The organism is Rhodanobacter sp. C06, assembly GCF_002001105.1.
In the GTDB taxonomy this organism is placed as follows: domain Bacteria; phylum Pseudomonadota; class Gammaproteobacteria; order Xanthomonadales; family Rhodanobacteraceae; genus Rhodanobacter_A.
Genome location: NZ_MUNP01000056.1, coordinates 14,836 through 27,963 on the forward strand (window position 1 = coordinate 14,836; position 13,128 = coordinate 27,963).

A 13,128-nucleotide genomic window follows, 5' to 3' on the forward strand; every position below is an offset into this window, starting at 1 on the left:
ACACCCGCCGGCGAGGCGCACCGGCCGCACGGCTCACCCGGCGGCGCGGGAAGCGGTGTCCGGCGGCGCGGATTCGCCCGGCTCACCCAGCTCATCGACCATGGCCTGGCGCATCAGGTACTTCTGCACCTTGCCGGTCACCGTCATCGGAAACGCATCGACGAAGCGCACGTAGTGCGGCACCTTGAAGTACGCCATGTGGTGGCGGCAGTAGTCCTGGATCTCCGCCGCGCTGGCCGTTGCGCCGTCGCGCAGGCGCACCCAGGCACAGACCTGCTCGCCGAACTTCGCATCCGGGACGCCGAACACCTGCACGTCGAGCACCTTGGGGTGGGTGTACAGGAATTCCTCGATCTCGCGCGGATACACGTTCTCGCCGCCGCGGATGATCATGTCCTTGAGCCGGCCGACGATGCGGCAGTAACCGTCTTCGTCCAGCGTGGCGAGGTCGCCGGTGTGCATCCAGCCCGTCAGGTCGATCGCCTCGCCGGTACGCGCCTCGTCCTGCCAGTAGCCCAGCATCACCGAGTAGCCCCGCGTGCACAGCTCGCCGGGCTGGCCGCGGGGCACGATGCGACCGGCCTCGTCGACCAGCTTCACCTCTACATGCGGATGCACCCGGCCCACGCTGTCCACGCGCCGCTCCAGCGGATCGCCCGGCAGGGTCTGGAAGCTCACCGGGCTGGTCTCGGTCATGCCGTAGGCGATCGTGACCTCGGCCATGTGCATCTCGTCCACCACGCGGCGCATCACCTCGATCGGGCACGGCGAACCGGCCATGATGCCGGTGCGCAGGCTGGACAGGTCAAACTCGCGGAAGCGCGGATGCTCCAGTTCGGCGATGAACATCGTCGGCACGCCGTGCAGCCCGGTGCAGCGCTCCTCGGCGACCGCCTCCAGCGTGGCCAGCGCATCGAAGCCCTCGCCGGGTATCACCATGCAGGCGCCGTGGGTGACGCAGGCCAGGTTGCCCAGCACCATGCCGAAGCAGTGGTAGAACGGCACCGGGATGCACAGCCGGTCCCGCTCGGTGAGCCGCATCGCCTCGCCGATGAACCAGCCGTTGTTGACGATGTTGTGATGGGTGAGCGTGGCGCCCTTGGGCGCGCCGGTGGTGCCGGAGGTGAACTGGATGTTCACCGGATCGTCGAAGTCCAGCTCACGCTCCGCCTCGCGCAACCGGGCGAGCGCGACGGCATCACCCATCCCGACCAGCGCCCGCCAGCTGCGGGTTCCGGGCGCAGCTTCGTCGTCCAGCAGGATCACGTCGCGCAACGCGGGCAGGCGCGCGCAGGCCAGCGCACCCGGCGCGGCCTCATCCAGCTCCGGTGCCAGCTCGCGCAGCAGATCCAGGTAATGGGAGCTCTTGAAGCGGCGTGGCAGTACCAGCGCGCGGCACTGGACCATGTTGAGGGCGTACTCCAGCTCGTGCAGGCGATAGGCCGGGTTGATGTTCACCAGGATCAACCCGGCCTTGGGTGCGGCAAACTGCAACAACACCCACTCGGCCCGGTTCGGCGCCCAGATACCCACGCGATCGCCGCGCCGCAGCCCCAGCGCCAGCAGCCCGGCGGCGACACGCTCCACCTCGGCATGGAAATCGCCGTAGTTCAGGCGCACCGCCTGCGTGCGCACGACCAGCGCGGGGCGCCCGGGATGGGCAGCGGCGACGCGATCGAGCAGCGCTCCCACCGTCTCGCCGAGCAGCGGCTTGGCGCTGGCGCCATGAACGTAGCTGGGCAGGTGGCTCATGCGTCATCGCTCCGTGGATGGCCCGCCCGGCAGCATAACGCCGGCACACGCAGGCCTGCGCCGTGCCTCAATCGATGGCGGGAACGGCAGCAGCGCGCCGAAACCGGCCACGGATGCGGTGGCCGCAAACGACGCGCCGCGGCACGGCAGCAGGCCCAGACCGCGCCAGGCCACGAAGCGCCTCACGCCCCCTTCGAGGCCGTTCGAAGGCATCCGAAATCCCACCGGGCGTGAGCGGCGACGCAGCGTGATGACGGCACCCCCGCGCAAGCCAGACACGGCGCGGGTTCAGCGCACTTATCCACGGCTTGTACACAATTTGTTGGGTTGACCACTTGCAACCATCCCGATATGTTGTGTCCGTCGGTGCCCTGCCAGACGCGATCGTCGGCCGGGCTCAAAAGGGAATCCGGTGCGAATCCGGAACTGCCCCGCAGCGGTAAGCGGAAACGAACGCCTTGAGATCGCACTGGCTCGCAGCGGCCGGGAAGCGAAGGCAAGTAGGCGGGTCGCCAGACCCGGGTCCGCGAGTCCGAAGACCTGCCGACACGGCATGGCCGGAGCGCCATGCCGAGTGGTGACGGCTTCCGCGGGGAGGCGCGTCGACGCATCGGGCCCAGCCGCCCGATCGCGCGACCGTCCGCGAGCAACCGCCACTTCAGCCCTGCGCGCGGGAGCAGGCGGTTGATCACTTTCGGTTGGAGTCACCGACATGCAGCCTCTCGATACCGCCACCCGCGAGCGTCCCGGCGCCCGCGTGGAGTCGTCCGTGTTTTCCGCCGTGGCCAGCGACGCCGCGGCACCCGCCAGCGAAACCCCGATGCACGCACAAAAACAACAACACGCCGAACCCTTTGCCCTCACTCCGCCGCACAACCCCGGCCAGATGCGCGTGACCAAGCGCAATGGCGGCCAGGAGACGGTGGACGTCAACAAGATCGTGCGCGCGGTGACCCGCAGCGCCGACGGCCTGCATGCGGTCGACCCGCTACGCGTGGCGCTGAAGACCATCGGCGGCCTGTACGACGGCGCCACCACCCAGGAGCTGGACCAGCTCTCGATCCGCACATCCGCCGCGCTCACCGCGGAAGAGCCCGAGTACGGCCAGCTCGCCGCGCGCCTGCTCGGTGCCTACATCGACAAGGAAGTGAGCGGCCAGGAGATCCAGAGTTTCTCGCAGTCGATCGCGCGCGGCGCCGAGCTGGGCATCCTCAACGCGCGCCTGCGCGACTACGTCGCCGTCAACGCGCGCAAGCTCAACGACGCGATCGATCCGCTGGCTACCCGCCGTTTCGAGTACTTCGGCCTGCGCACGGTGTACGACCGATACCTCTTGCGCCATCCGCAGCAGCGCAAGGTGATCGAGACGCCGCAGCATTTCTTCATGCGCATCGCCTGCGCGCTGGGCGGCGGCGAGATCGGCGAGACGCTGGAGCTGTATCGCCTGCTCTCGTCGCTGGAATACATCGCCAGCTCGCCCACGCTGTTCAATGCCGGCACCGCGCACGAACAGCTCAGCTCGTGCTTCCTGCTCGACTCGCCGACCGACTCGCTGGAGGCTATCTACGACAAGTACGCCGACGTGGCGAAGCTCAGCAAGTTCGCCGGCGGCATCGGCCTGGCCTATTCGCGCGTGCGTTCGCGCGGCTCGCTGATCAAGGGCACCAACGGCCACTCCAACGGCCTGGTGCCGTGGCTGAAGACGCTGGACGCCTCGGTCGCCGCGGTGAACCAGGGCGGCAAGCGCAAAGGCGCGGCTTGCGTGTACCTGGAAACCTGGCACGCCGACATCGAGGAATTCCTGGAGCTGCGCGACAACACCGGCGACGAGGCGCGCCGCGCGCACAATCTCAACCTGGCCAACTGGATCCCCGACGAATTCATGCGGCGCGTCGAAACCGACGGCGACTGGTCGCTGTTCGACCCGAAGGTCGTGCCGCACTTCGTCGACAGTTGGGGCGAAACCTTCGAAACCGCCTATCGCAAGGCCGAGGCCGAGGGCTTGGCGGCGAAGACGGTGAAGGCGCGCGACCTGTACGCGCGCATGCTGCGCACGCTGGCGCAGACCGGCAACGGCTGGATGACCTTCAAGGACCGTTGCAACGCCACCAGCAACCAGACCGCCAAGCCGGACAACGTCATCCACCTGTCCAACCTGTGCACCGAGATCCTGGAAGTCACCAACGCCGGCGAGACGGCGGTGTGCAACCTCGGTTCGATCAACCTGTCGCGCCACGTGATGGACGGTGCCGTCGACTACGACAAGCTCGCCACCACCGTGCGCACCGCCGTGCGCCAGCTCAACCGGGTGATCGACCTCAACTTCTACCCGATAGCCACCGCCGCCACAGCCAACCGCAAGTGGCGCCCGGTGGGCCTGGGCGTGATGGGCCTGCAGGACGTGTTCTTCAAGCTGCGCCTGCCGTTCGATTCGGCCGAAGCGCTGGCGCTGTCCTCGCGCATTGCCGAGGAGATCTACTTCCACGCGCTGTCGCAGTCGAACGAACTGGCCGAGGCCGAAGGCGCCCATCCCGGCTTTGCCGAGAGCCGTGCCGCCAGTGGCGACCTGCAGTTCGACCATTGGCCGAACGCCAAGCCGCACGATGACGCACGCTGGAACGCGCTGCGCGAGAACATCAAGGCCAAGGGCCTGCGCAACTCGCTGCTGATCGCCATCGCGCCCACCGCCACCATTGCCTCGATCGCCGGTTGCTACGAGTGCATCGAGCCGCAGGTGTCGAACCTGTTCAAGCGCGAAACGCTGTCGGGCGACTTCCTGGTGGTGAACCGCTACCTGGTCGACGAACTGAAGACGCTGGGCCTGTGGACCAGCGAAGTGCGCGACGCGATCAAGCTGGCCGAAGGTTCGATCCAGGGCATCACCGCGATCCCCGAGCGCCTGCGCCAGGTCTACCGCACGGTGTGGGAGCTGCCGCAGAAGGCACTGATCGAACTGGGCGCCGCACGCGGTGCCTACATCGACCAGAGCCAGTCGCTGAATCTGTTCATGGAAAACCCGAACATCGGCCAGCTCTCGTCCATGTACATGTACGCGTGGAAGGCGGGCATCAAGACAACGTACTACCTGCGTTCGCGGCCGGCGACGAAGATCGCCAAGACCACGGTGTCGGCGACGAAGGCCGCGGCCCCGGCAATCGAGCAGGAGCAGGCGACGGCGGCCGTGTTCTGCTCGCTGGAAAACCCCGAGTACTGCGAGGCTTGCCAGTAATACGGCTTGCTCCCCTCTCCCGCCGGGAGAGGGGTTGGGGGTGAGGGTTCGGCCTTGCCCGTACGTTGCGCAAGTCACGAACCCTCATCCGCCCCTTCGGGGCACCTTCCCCCGAAGGGGGGAAGGAATGCCTCGCGCACCAAGTTCACGGAGAACACCATGTCCGCCCAACCCGAACGCCCCCAGCACATCCTCGATCCCGGCTTCGAACTCACCTTGCGTCCGATGCGCTATCCGGCGTTCTACGAGATGTACCGCAACGCGATCAAGAACACCTGGACGGTGGACGAGGTGGATTTCTCGCTGGATACCACCGACCTCAACGCCAAGATGTCGGCGGCCGACCGCCATCTGATCCACCGGCTGATCGCGTTCTTCGCTACCGGCGACACTATCGTGTCGAACAACCTGGCGCTGAATCTGTACCAGCACATCAACGCGCCGGAAGCGCGCATGTACTTGTCGCGCCAGCTGTATGAGGAGGCGTTGCACGTGCAGTTCTACCTGACCCTGCTGGACACCTACATCCCCGACCAGAACGAGCGCGCCAAGGCCTTCGCGGCGATCGAGAACATCCCCTCGATCCGCGCCAAGGGCGAGTTCTGCTTCAAGTGGATCGATTCCATCCAGGGCGTGCAGCGACTGGAGACGCGGGAGCAGCGCCGCCAGTTCCTGCTCAACCTGATCTGCTTCGCCGCCTGCATCGAAGGCATGTTCTTCTTCGCCGCCTTCGCCTACGTCTACTACTTCCGTTCGCGAGGCCTGCTGCACGGCCTCGCCTCCGGCACCAACTGGGTGTTCCGCGACGAGAGCTGCCACATGGCGTTCGCCTTCGAGGTGGTGCGCACGGTGCGCGCCGAGGAGCCTGACCTGTTCGACGAAGCCATGCGCGCGCAGGTCGAGGAAATGCTGGAAGACGCCATCGCCTGCGAGACGCAGTTCGCCGAGGACGTGCTCTCCGGCGGCGTGGTCGGGCTGTCGTCGAAGGAGATGCGCCAGTACCTGGAATACTGCGCCGACCAGCGCCTCGCCCAGCTCGACCTGCCGAAGAAGTACGGCGCGAAGAACCCGTTCGACTTCATGGACCTGCAGGACGTGCAGGAAGTGACGAACTTCTTCGAGCGCCGCGTCTCGGCCTACCAGGTGGGCGTGGAGGGCGAGGTGGCGTTCGACATGGCGTTCTAAGAGCCTGCTCCATGCCTACGCATAGCTCGCGCCGTGAGCTGTTTGCGCGCAGGCCAAGGAAGAACGGCGGAGTGGGCGTCCGTCCACGACCGATTGATGACGCAGGCATGCAGGCAAACTGACCCGGCCCCGGAATTTGATGGGAGCAGGGGTTGCCTTGCCGTGGCCGCCATGCGGCAGCGCGTGGCTTGACCCCTGCCTTCGCAGGGGCAGGCTCTGCCAGCCGGGCAGGCGCTGCGCCACGCGCCACCACCTGACGGCCACGGCAAGGCAACGTGGGCTACGCGGAGACATGGAGCAGGCTCTGTCGTCCGCGGACACGCGCCGCGGGCGGACTTCCTTCACACGCGCTTGTCACAATTTTCGCCCTAAGATGCCCCCTGCCGCTGGCGGCAACCAGCGCGCCATTGCCGATCGCCTCCCCACCGGGGAGGCGTCGTCGTTCCGGGGACACTTATAAAAACCACACGAGGAAACCCATGGCCATCAAGATGCGTGCCCGCTCGCTTCCGTTCGCCATCGCCACGCTGCTGGCGACCAGTTCCGTCTTCGCCCAGAACATCACCACCTCCGGCGCCATCGGCCGCGTGCTGGATGCGCAGGGCAAGCCCGTGGCCGATGCCACCGTGACCATCCTGCACGTGCCTTCCGGCACCACCAAGACGGTGACCACGGATGCCGACGGCCGTTACGCCGCGCAAGGCCTGCGTACGGGCGGCCCGTTCACGATCACCGCTGCGAAGACCGGATTCGCCGGCACCGAACAGGACAACGTCTACCTGCAGCTGGGCCAGCCTTCCTCGATCAACCTCAGCCTGGGCGCGGGCGCCGAATCGGCGCGCACGCTGGGCGCGGTGACGGTGAGTGCCTCGTCGCTGGCGCAGACCTTCACCTCCGAGAACAAGGGCCTGTCCACCACCATCTCGCAGCGCGAACTGCAGGCCACGCCGCAGGGCAACCGCTCGATCGACGACGTGGTGCGGCTCGATCCGCGCATCACCGTGACCGACCAGGGCACCGGCGCGATCTCCGCCGCGGGCATGAACAACCGCTACAACAACATCGCGGTGGACGGCGTGACCCAGGGCGACCCGTTCGGCCTCAACGCGAACGGCCTGCCTTACCAGAAGTCGCCGATCTCGCCCGAGACGATCGCCGAGTACAACATCTCCACCGCGAACTACGACGTCTCCTCCGACGTGGTCGGCGCCGACGTCAACGCGGTGACGAAGTCCGGCACCAACCAGTTCCACGGCTCGGTCTACTACAGCTACCGCAACGCGAACCACCTGGTGGGCGACGCCGGCTGGCTGCCCAGCAGCGACCCCGGCTACCACTACAAGGGCTACCAGAAGGACGCCACCTACGGCTTCAACGTCGGCGGCCCGATCCTCAAGGACAAGCTGTTTTTCTTCGTCTCCGCGGAGCACGAGAAGACCACCGGCATCGGCGCCGATTCGGCCAACGGCCTGGACGACACGCTGGGCAACGGCCCGTCCACCAGCAACAAGGTGTCGCCGGGCGACCTGCAGCAGGTCATCGCCACCGCCAGCAAGCTCGGCCTCACCCCCGGCAACTTCGGCGGCCCCACCGGCCTGACCTACGACGACAAGCGCTACCTCGGCAAGATCGACTGGAACATCTCCAACAACCACCGCGCCAGCTTCACCTACCAGTACACCAAGGAGCTGCTGCCGGCGGTGGGCGGCAACAGCCCGAACAGCGTCGGCCTGACCAGCTACACCTACACCAAGGCCATCACCACCAACAACTACGTACTGCACCTGTACGACGACTGGAACGACAGCTTCTCCACCGAGGCCAAGGTCGGTTACCAGAAGTACGTGCAGGACACCACCGCGCCGTTCCAGCAGCCCTCGGTGACCGTGAACCTCTCGCCCACCGGCAAGGGGCCGTCGGTGAACCTGGGCGAGGAACAGTTCCGCCACTACAACCACATCGACACCAAGAAAGTCAGCATCTTCCTCGCCGCCACCTGGTACCTGGGCGACCATGCGATCAAGGGTGGCGTCGATTTCCAGCGCAACCAGATTTACAACCTGTTCGGCCAGTCCGAGTTCGGCGTCTACACCTTCTGGGGCCTGGCCAACTTCGCCGCCGGCAACTACAACAAGTATTCGCTGTACCACCCGGCACCCGGCTACGCACTGGCCGACATCGCCGCCCAGTGGACCTACAGCCAGTTCAGCCCGTTCCTGCAGGACACCTGGCAGGTCAACGACGCGCTGTCGGTGCAGTACGGCGTGCGCATGGACGTGCCGCACTCCAACAAGCAGCCGGTCTACAACCCGGCCTTCGCGCAGACCTTCGGCTACGCGAACAACTACACCGTCGGCTCTTCCAACCGCATCGTGGAGCCGCGACTGTCGTTCAACTACAACTTCGACACCGCGTACAAGACCCAGCTGCGCGGCGGCGCGGGCCTGTTCCAGACCAACCCGCCCACGGTGTGGATGACCAACCCGTTCCAGAACAACGGCGTCACCCTGCTCAATTACACCTCGTTCAACCCGGCCAACGCGCCGTTCAGCCCCGACCCGTTCCACCAGAACATCCCGGCCGGCGGCGGCGCGGGCTCGATCGACACCATCGCCCGCAACTTCCGCCTGCCCAGCGTGTGGAAGATGAGCCTGGCACTGGACCGCGAGCTGCCGTGGTGGGGCATGGTGGCCTCGGCCGAGTACCAGCACATCAAGGTGCGCGACGGCATCCTGTACGAGGCGTTGAACTTCGGCGCGCCCACCGGCACGCTGCCGGACGGCCGCGAGCAGTTTTGGAAGGTTCCGGGCGAGGCGCCGAAGACGGCCGACACCCTGGCCAACCAGAACCGCGCCTTCAGCACCGCCTCCACGTTGCTCACCAACACCCACAAGGGCAAGTCGGACAGCTTCACGCTGGCGTTGAGCAAGCCGTTCTCGGACAGCTGGTTCGGCAACGTCAGCCTCACCTTCAACCACGCCACCGACGTCGACCCCGGCACCGACACCATCGCCTACAACGGCTACCAGCGCGTGGCGCGGCTGGACCCGAACAGCGACGTGCTGGCCACCTCCAACTACAACGTGGCCAAGACGCTGAAGGCCTCGCTGACCTGGCAGCACGCATTCTTCGGCGACTACAACACCCAGGTCTCGCTGTTCTACAGCGGCCACACCGGCCTGCCCTACACCTGGGTGTTCGGCAACGACGCCAACGGCGACAGCGTCGGCGGCTGGGATCCGGTCTACATCCCGTCGGCGAACGACCCCAAGGTGGCCTACGCCGCCGGCACCAGTGCGCAGACGATCGCGCAATTCCAGGCCTTCCTCGCCGGCGACGACTACCTGCGCGACCATCGCGGCCAGATCGCCAACCGCAACGGCGACCGCACCGCCTGGGTCAACGAACTGGACATGAGCTTCTCGCAGGAAGTGCCCGGCATCTTCAAGGGCAACAAGGGCGTGCTGCGGCTGGACGTCTACAACGTGCTCAACCTGGTGAACAGCGACTGGGGCCAGCAGCGCAACACCGGCATCTACCCCACCCGCATCCTCGCCAACTACGCCGGCGTGAACGCGCAGGGGCAGTACCTGTACTCGCTGCCCACCGACAAGAATGGCAACTACCAGCCGCAGCCGCTGCAGACCTACGACGGCGGTTTCTACGACCCCAGCCGCGTGGTCTCGCGCTGGTCGGCCATGCTGACCCTGCGCTACAACTTCTGAGCGTTTGCGACCTTCAAACGCGAAGACCGGCCACGGATGGCCGCAATGGATCGGTCGCGCGAGCGATCGATCCATGGGGACGCGTACGGGCGTGGGCCGGATGCGCCGGCGAAACACTCGGCTCGACGCGGAATGTTTCGCGCGCGTACCGACCACGTTCCGGCCGCAACCGGGCATGGGCGCCTGCGGGCACCCGTGCCGTTTCCGGCACCGCGTCATCTCGCGCCACTTGACGTGTAACGATCGTTACACGTAACGTTCGTTACATGCAGACGCGCAAAGACGCACTGATCGACGCCCTCATCGCCCACCTGCTCGAACGCGGGCTGGCCGACCTGTCGCTGCGCCCGCTCGCCGCGGCCACCGGCACCAGTGCCCGCCTGCTCATCTACCACTTCGAAACGAAGGAAAGCCTGCTCGCCGAGGTCCTCGAAACCATGCAGACGCGGCTGCGCCGGTCCTTCGCGCAACTGCTTGCGCCGGGCACGCCGAAACGGCAGCCGCAGCCGCTCAAGCTGCTCTGGCAATGGGCGACCGCCAGGCGCAACTACCCCTACCTCAAGCTGCTCTACGAGCTGCAGATACTCGCCATCCAGAGCCCGGACACCTACGCGCAGTACCTGCAGCGCAACGCCTCGAACTGGTCGGACTTCATCCTCGCGATGCTCCCGGCGCCGCGGCGCGATCCCGCCTTCGCCACGTTGTGCGCGGCGGTGTTCGACGGCCTCTTCCTCGAACTGATGAGCACGGGCGACCGCAAGCGGACCACGCAGGCGCTCGACCGCTTCATCCGCATCGCCGGCGACACCCCCAAGCAGCACGCGGGCGCCTGAACCCGGAACCCACGCCGCACCGCACCGGAAGGACTTTCCATGCACACCCTGCTCGCCCATGCGCGGACGATCGAGAAGCGCCGATGGTCCGTCATCCTCGTCGGCCTGCTGCTCGCGCTCGGCGTGGCCAGCCTGCCCTTCAGCACCTGGGATCACGAGTTCGCCAGCGTCGGGCATCTGGTCGGCAACGAGGCGATCTGGTGGATCTACGTCGCGGCGATGCTGCTCTACGTGCGCAAGGTCGAGCGACGGCCACTGTCGTCCATCGGTTTCCGCGCACCCGGCATCGGCAACACACTGATCGGCGTGGCGGCCGGCGTGGCGGTACTTGCCGTGCTGGGCACGATGTACTTCCTCATACTCCCTGCGCTGCACCTGAGCGACTCGGCAGCCGCCACGGCGAACGGCGGCGCGCTGATGGCCACGCCCTTCTGGTGGCGCCTCGTCTCGACCGTACGCGCCGCGGTTTCCGAGGAAGTGCTGTTCCGCGGCTATGCGATGCAGCGGATCGAGGAGTTGAGCGGCAGCCGCGCCGTCGCGCTGCTGCTCTCCCTGACCGTGTTCACCATCGACCACGTGACCTACTGGGGCTGGAGCCACGAACTGATCGTCGCCGTCGGCGGCCTGGCGTTTTCCCTGCTGTACCTGTGGCGGCGCAACCTGTGGGTCAACATCATCGCGCACTTCATCGTGGACGCCGCCTCGGTGCTTGCCTGAGACGGCGGCACGGCGCGCGAGGGCGGCGGCCCTATTGACTACACGTGTCGTCAGGCGTAGTTTGCCGACACGTGTAGTCAAAACAGGTGCGCCCGCATGCCAAGACCTTCCATCGGCGACCAGGAACTCGCCCTGCTGCGCCATCTCGCCGCCCACGAGCCTGTCTCGGTAGGCGAGGTGGCCGCCGGCTTCGGCGAGGCACAAGGCCTCGCCCGCTCGACCGTGCTGACGATGATGGAGCGCCTGCGCGCCAAGGGTTACCTCAAGCGCCGGCAGGCGCAGGGCATGTACCGCTACAGCACCGCCACCGGTCCCGGCGAGGCGATGCGCAGCGCGGTGGGCCAGTTCGTGGAAAAGACGCTGAGCGGCTCGGTCTCGCCGTTCGTGGCCTGGATGGCCGAGCGCGGCGAGGTCAGCGACGACGAACTGGCCGAACTGCAGGCGCTGGTGAAGCAGCTCAAGACCACGCGCAAGGAGAAGTGAGATGACGACGTTCGATCATCTGGCCGCCCTGCTGCTGGAACGCCTCGCCTGGACGTCGCTGCAAGCCATCGTGCTGGTGGGTGCGGTCGCCCTGCTCATACGCACCTTTCCGCGGCTGCCCGCGGCTGCGCGCTGCGCGCTGTGGTGGCTGGTGGGCCTGCAGGTGCTGCTGGGCCTGGCGTGGCAGGCGCCGATCCGCCTGCCGCTGCTGGCCCCGCCAACCGTTGCAACAACGCCGATCGTTGCCACACCACAGCGCAGCGCGTCCGCTACCGCAGTGGTCCACGCCGCCGCCATCGGCGCGGGCGTCGACCATGCCATCGCGCCCTTCGCGGCCACGCCTGCCGCGACGCCGATATCCGGCGCCAAAGCGTCCGCCGGCGCCGAACCGGGCTGGCTGGCCAGCCATTGGCGCACGGCCCTGGTCGCCGCGTGGCTGCTCCTGCTGCTGGCGCAGTTGCCCGCGCTGGTCCGCGAATACCTTCGTGCGCACCGCCTGCGCCATGCCGCGCAAACGGTGACGGGCTCCGAGCTGCGGATGCGCTGTGTGCGGCAGGCCCGCGCGCTCGGCTTGCGCCGCGCGCCCGCCGTGTTGGTCTCGCCCGACATCGCCTCGCCCCAGGTCAGCGGCGGCTGGCGTCCGGTCGTGTTGTGGCCGGCGCACGCCACGCTGAGCGCCGAGGAAGCCGAGTTGGCGCTGGCCCACGAGCTCGCCCATCTCAAGCGCGGCGATCTGCTGCTGGGCTGGATTCCCGCGCTGGCCATGCGGCTGTTCTGCTTCCATCCGCTGCTGCGCTGGGCGATGCGCGAATACGCGCTGCATCGCGAGGCCGCCTGCGACGCACAGGCCGTCGAACAGCAGCGCGTCGCACCGCAGGACTACGGCCAGCTGCTGCTGCGGCTGGGCGTGGCGCGCCCGCTGCACGCCGGCCTCGCCGGCGCATCCCCCACCTTCCACAACCTCAAGAGGCGACTGACCATGCTGCAGCAGACCCCTGCGGCGATGCCGCGCAACCGTGGCTGGCTGCTTGTCGCGCTCGTCGCGCTGATCGGCGTGCTGCCATATCGCGTGGTGGCCGATGCCGCGCAACCCGCGACAGCCGGCAGCACGCCGATCAGCGCGACGAGCGCGACAAGCAGCCAGCCACGGTTGCGCGGCATCGCCGCCGGGGTCTGCTGCAGCATGGTCAGTCGGGTGAAGACG

8 protein-coding genes and 1 riboswitch are annotated in these 13,128 nt (G+C 67.2%); of the genes, 7 read left to right on the top strand and 1 reads right to left on the bottom strand.

Going from position 1 to position 13,128, the window contains the following annotated elements; all coding sequences use genetic code 11:
- Window positions 1–33 precede the first annotated feature (33 nt).
- Window positions 34–1,752 (bottom strand): AMP-binding protein, encoded by a 1,719-nt coding sequence (locus B0E52_RS11620; protein WP_077484003.1) that lies wholly within the window; start codon window positions 1,750–1,752, stop codon window positions 34–36.
- A 347-nt stretch (window positions 1,753–2,099) separates the two neighbouring features.
- A riboswitch (cobalamin riboswitch) is annotated at window positions 2,100–2,315 on the top strand.
- A 149-nt stretch (window positions 2,316–2,464) separates the two neighbouring features.
- Here B0E52_RS11620 and B0E52_RS11625 point away from each other — a divergent pair.
- The 7 genes from B0E52_RS11625 to B0E52_RS11655 all read left to right on the top strand — a co-directional run.
- Window positions 2,465–4,981, top strand: coding sequence for a ribonucleoside-diphosphate reductase subunit alpha (locus tag B0E52_RS11625; RefSeq protein ID WP_174575562.1), 2,517 nt, complete (start codon window positions 2,465–2,467; stop codon window positions 4,979–4,981).
- A gap of 159 nt (window positions 4,982–5,140) precedes the next feature.
- On the top strand, window positions 5,141–6,166 hold the full coding sequence (locus B0E52_RS11630; protein ID WP_077484004.1) for a ribonucleotide-diphosphate reductase subunit beta: 1,026 nt from the start codon (window positions 5,141–5,143) through the stop codon (window positions 6,164–6,166).
- Between the two features lie 479 nt (window positions 6,167–6,645).
- The gene (locus B0E52_RS11635) at window positions 6,646–9,891 is read left to right on the top strand and encodes a TonB-dependent receptor (RefSeq protein WP_077484005.1); all 3,246 of its coding nucleotides are present in this window, start codon (window positions 6,646–6,648) and stop codon (window positions 9,889–9,891) included.
- Between the two features lie 266 nt (window positions 9,892–10,157).
- Window positions 10,158–10,724 (top strand): TetR/AcrR family transcriptional regulator, encoded by a 567-nt coding sequence (locus tag B0E52_RS11640; protein ID WP_077484006.1) that lies wholly within the window; start codon window positions 10,158–10,160, stop codon window positions 10,722–10,724.
- Window positions 10,725–10,763: 39 nt separating this feature from the next.
- Window positions 10,764–11,441, top strand: coding sequence for a CPBP family intramembrane glutamic endopeptidase (locus tag B0E52_RS11645; protein ID WP_077484007.1), 678 nt, complete (start codon window positions 10,764–10,766; stop codon window positions 11,439–11,441).
- Between the two features lie 96 nt (window positions 11,442–11,537).
- Entirely contained in the window at window positions 11,538–11,924 is a 387-nt protein-coding gene (locus tag B0E52_RS11650) for a BlaI/MecI/CopY family transcriptional regulator (protein WP_077484008.1), read from the top strand.
- A 1-nt stretch (window position 11,925) separates the two neighbouring features.
- The coding region (locus tag B0E52_RS11655) for a M56 family metallopeptidase (protein WP_077484009.1) at window positions 11,926–13,128 on the top strand (1,203 nt) is incomplete at its 3' end.

Bases quoted from the DNA above. Each gene is read 5' to 3' on its own strand.
- B0E52_RS11620 (WP_077484003.1), bottom strand. From the start codon at position 1,752: ATGAGCCACCTGCCCAGCTACGTTCATGGCGCCAGCGCCAAGCCGCTG.
- B0E52_RS11625 (WP_174575562.1), top strand. From the start codon at position 2,465: ATGCAGCCTCTCGATACCGCCACCCGCGAGCGTCCCGGCGCCCGCGTG.
- B0E52_RS11630 (WP_077484004.1), top strand. From the start codon at position 5,141: ATGTCCGCCCAACCCGAACGCCCCCAGCACATCCTCGATCCCGGCTTC.
- B0E52_RS11635 (WP_077484005.1), top strand. From the start codon at position 6,646: ATGGCCATCAAGATGCGTGCCCGCTCGCTTCCGTTCGCCATCGCCACG.
- B0E52_RS11640 (WP_077484006.1), top strand. From the start codon at position 10,158: ATGCAGACGCGCAAAGACGCACTGATCGACGCCCTCATCGCCCACCTG.
- B0E52_RS11645 (WP_077484007.1), top strand. From the start codon at position 10,764: ATGCACACCCTGCTCGCCCATGCGCGGACGATCGAGAAGCGCCGATGG.
- B0E52_RS11650 (WP_077484008.1), top strand. From the start codon at position 11,538: ATGCCAAGACCTTCCATCGGCGACCAGGAACTCGCCCTGCTGCGCCAT.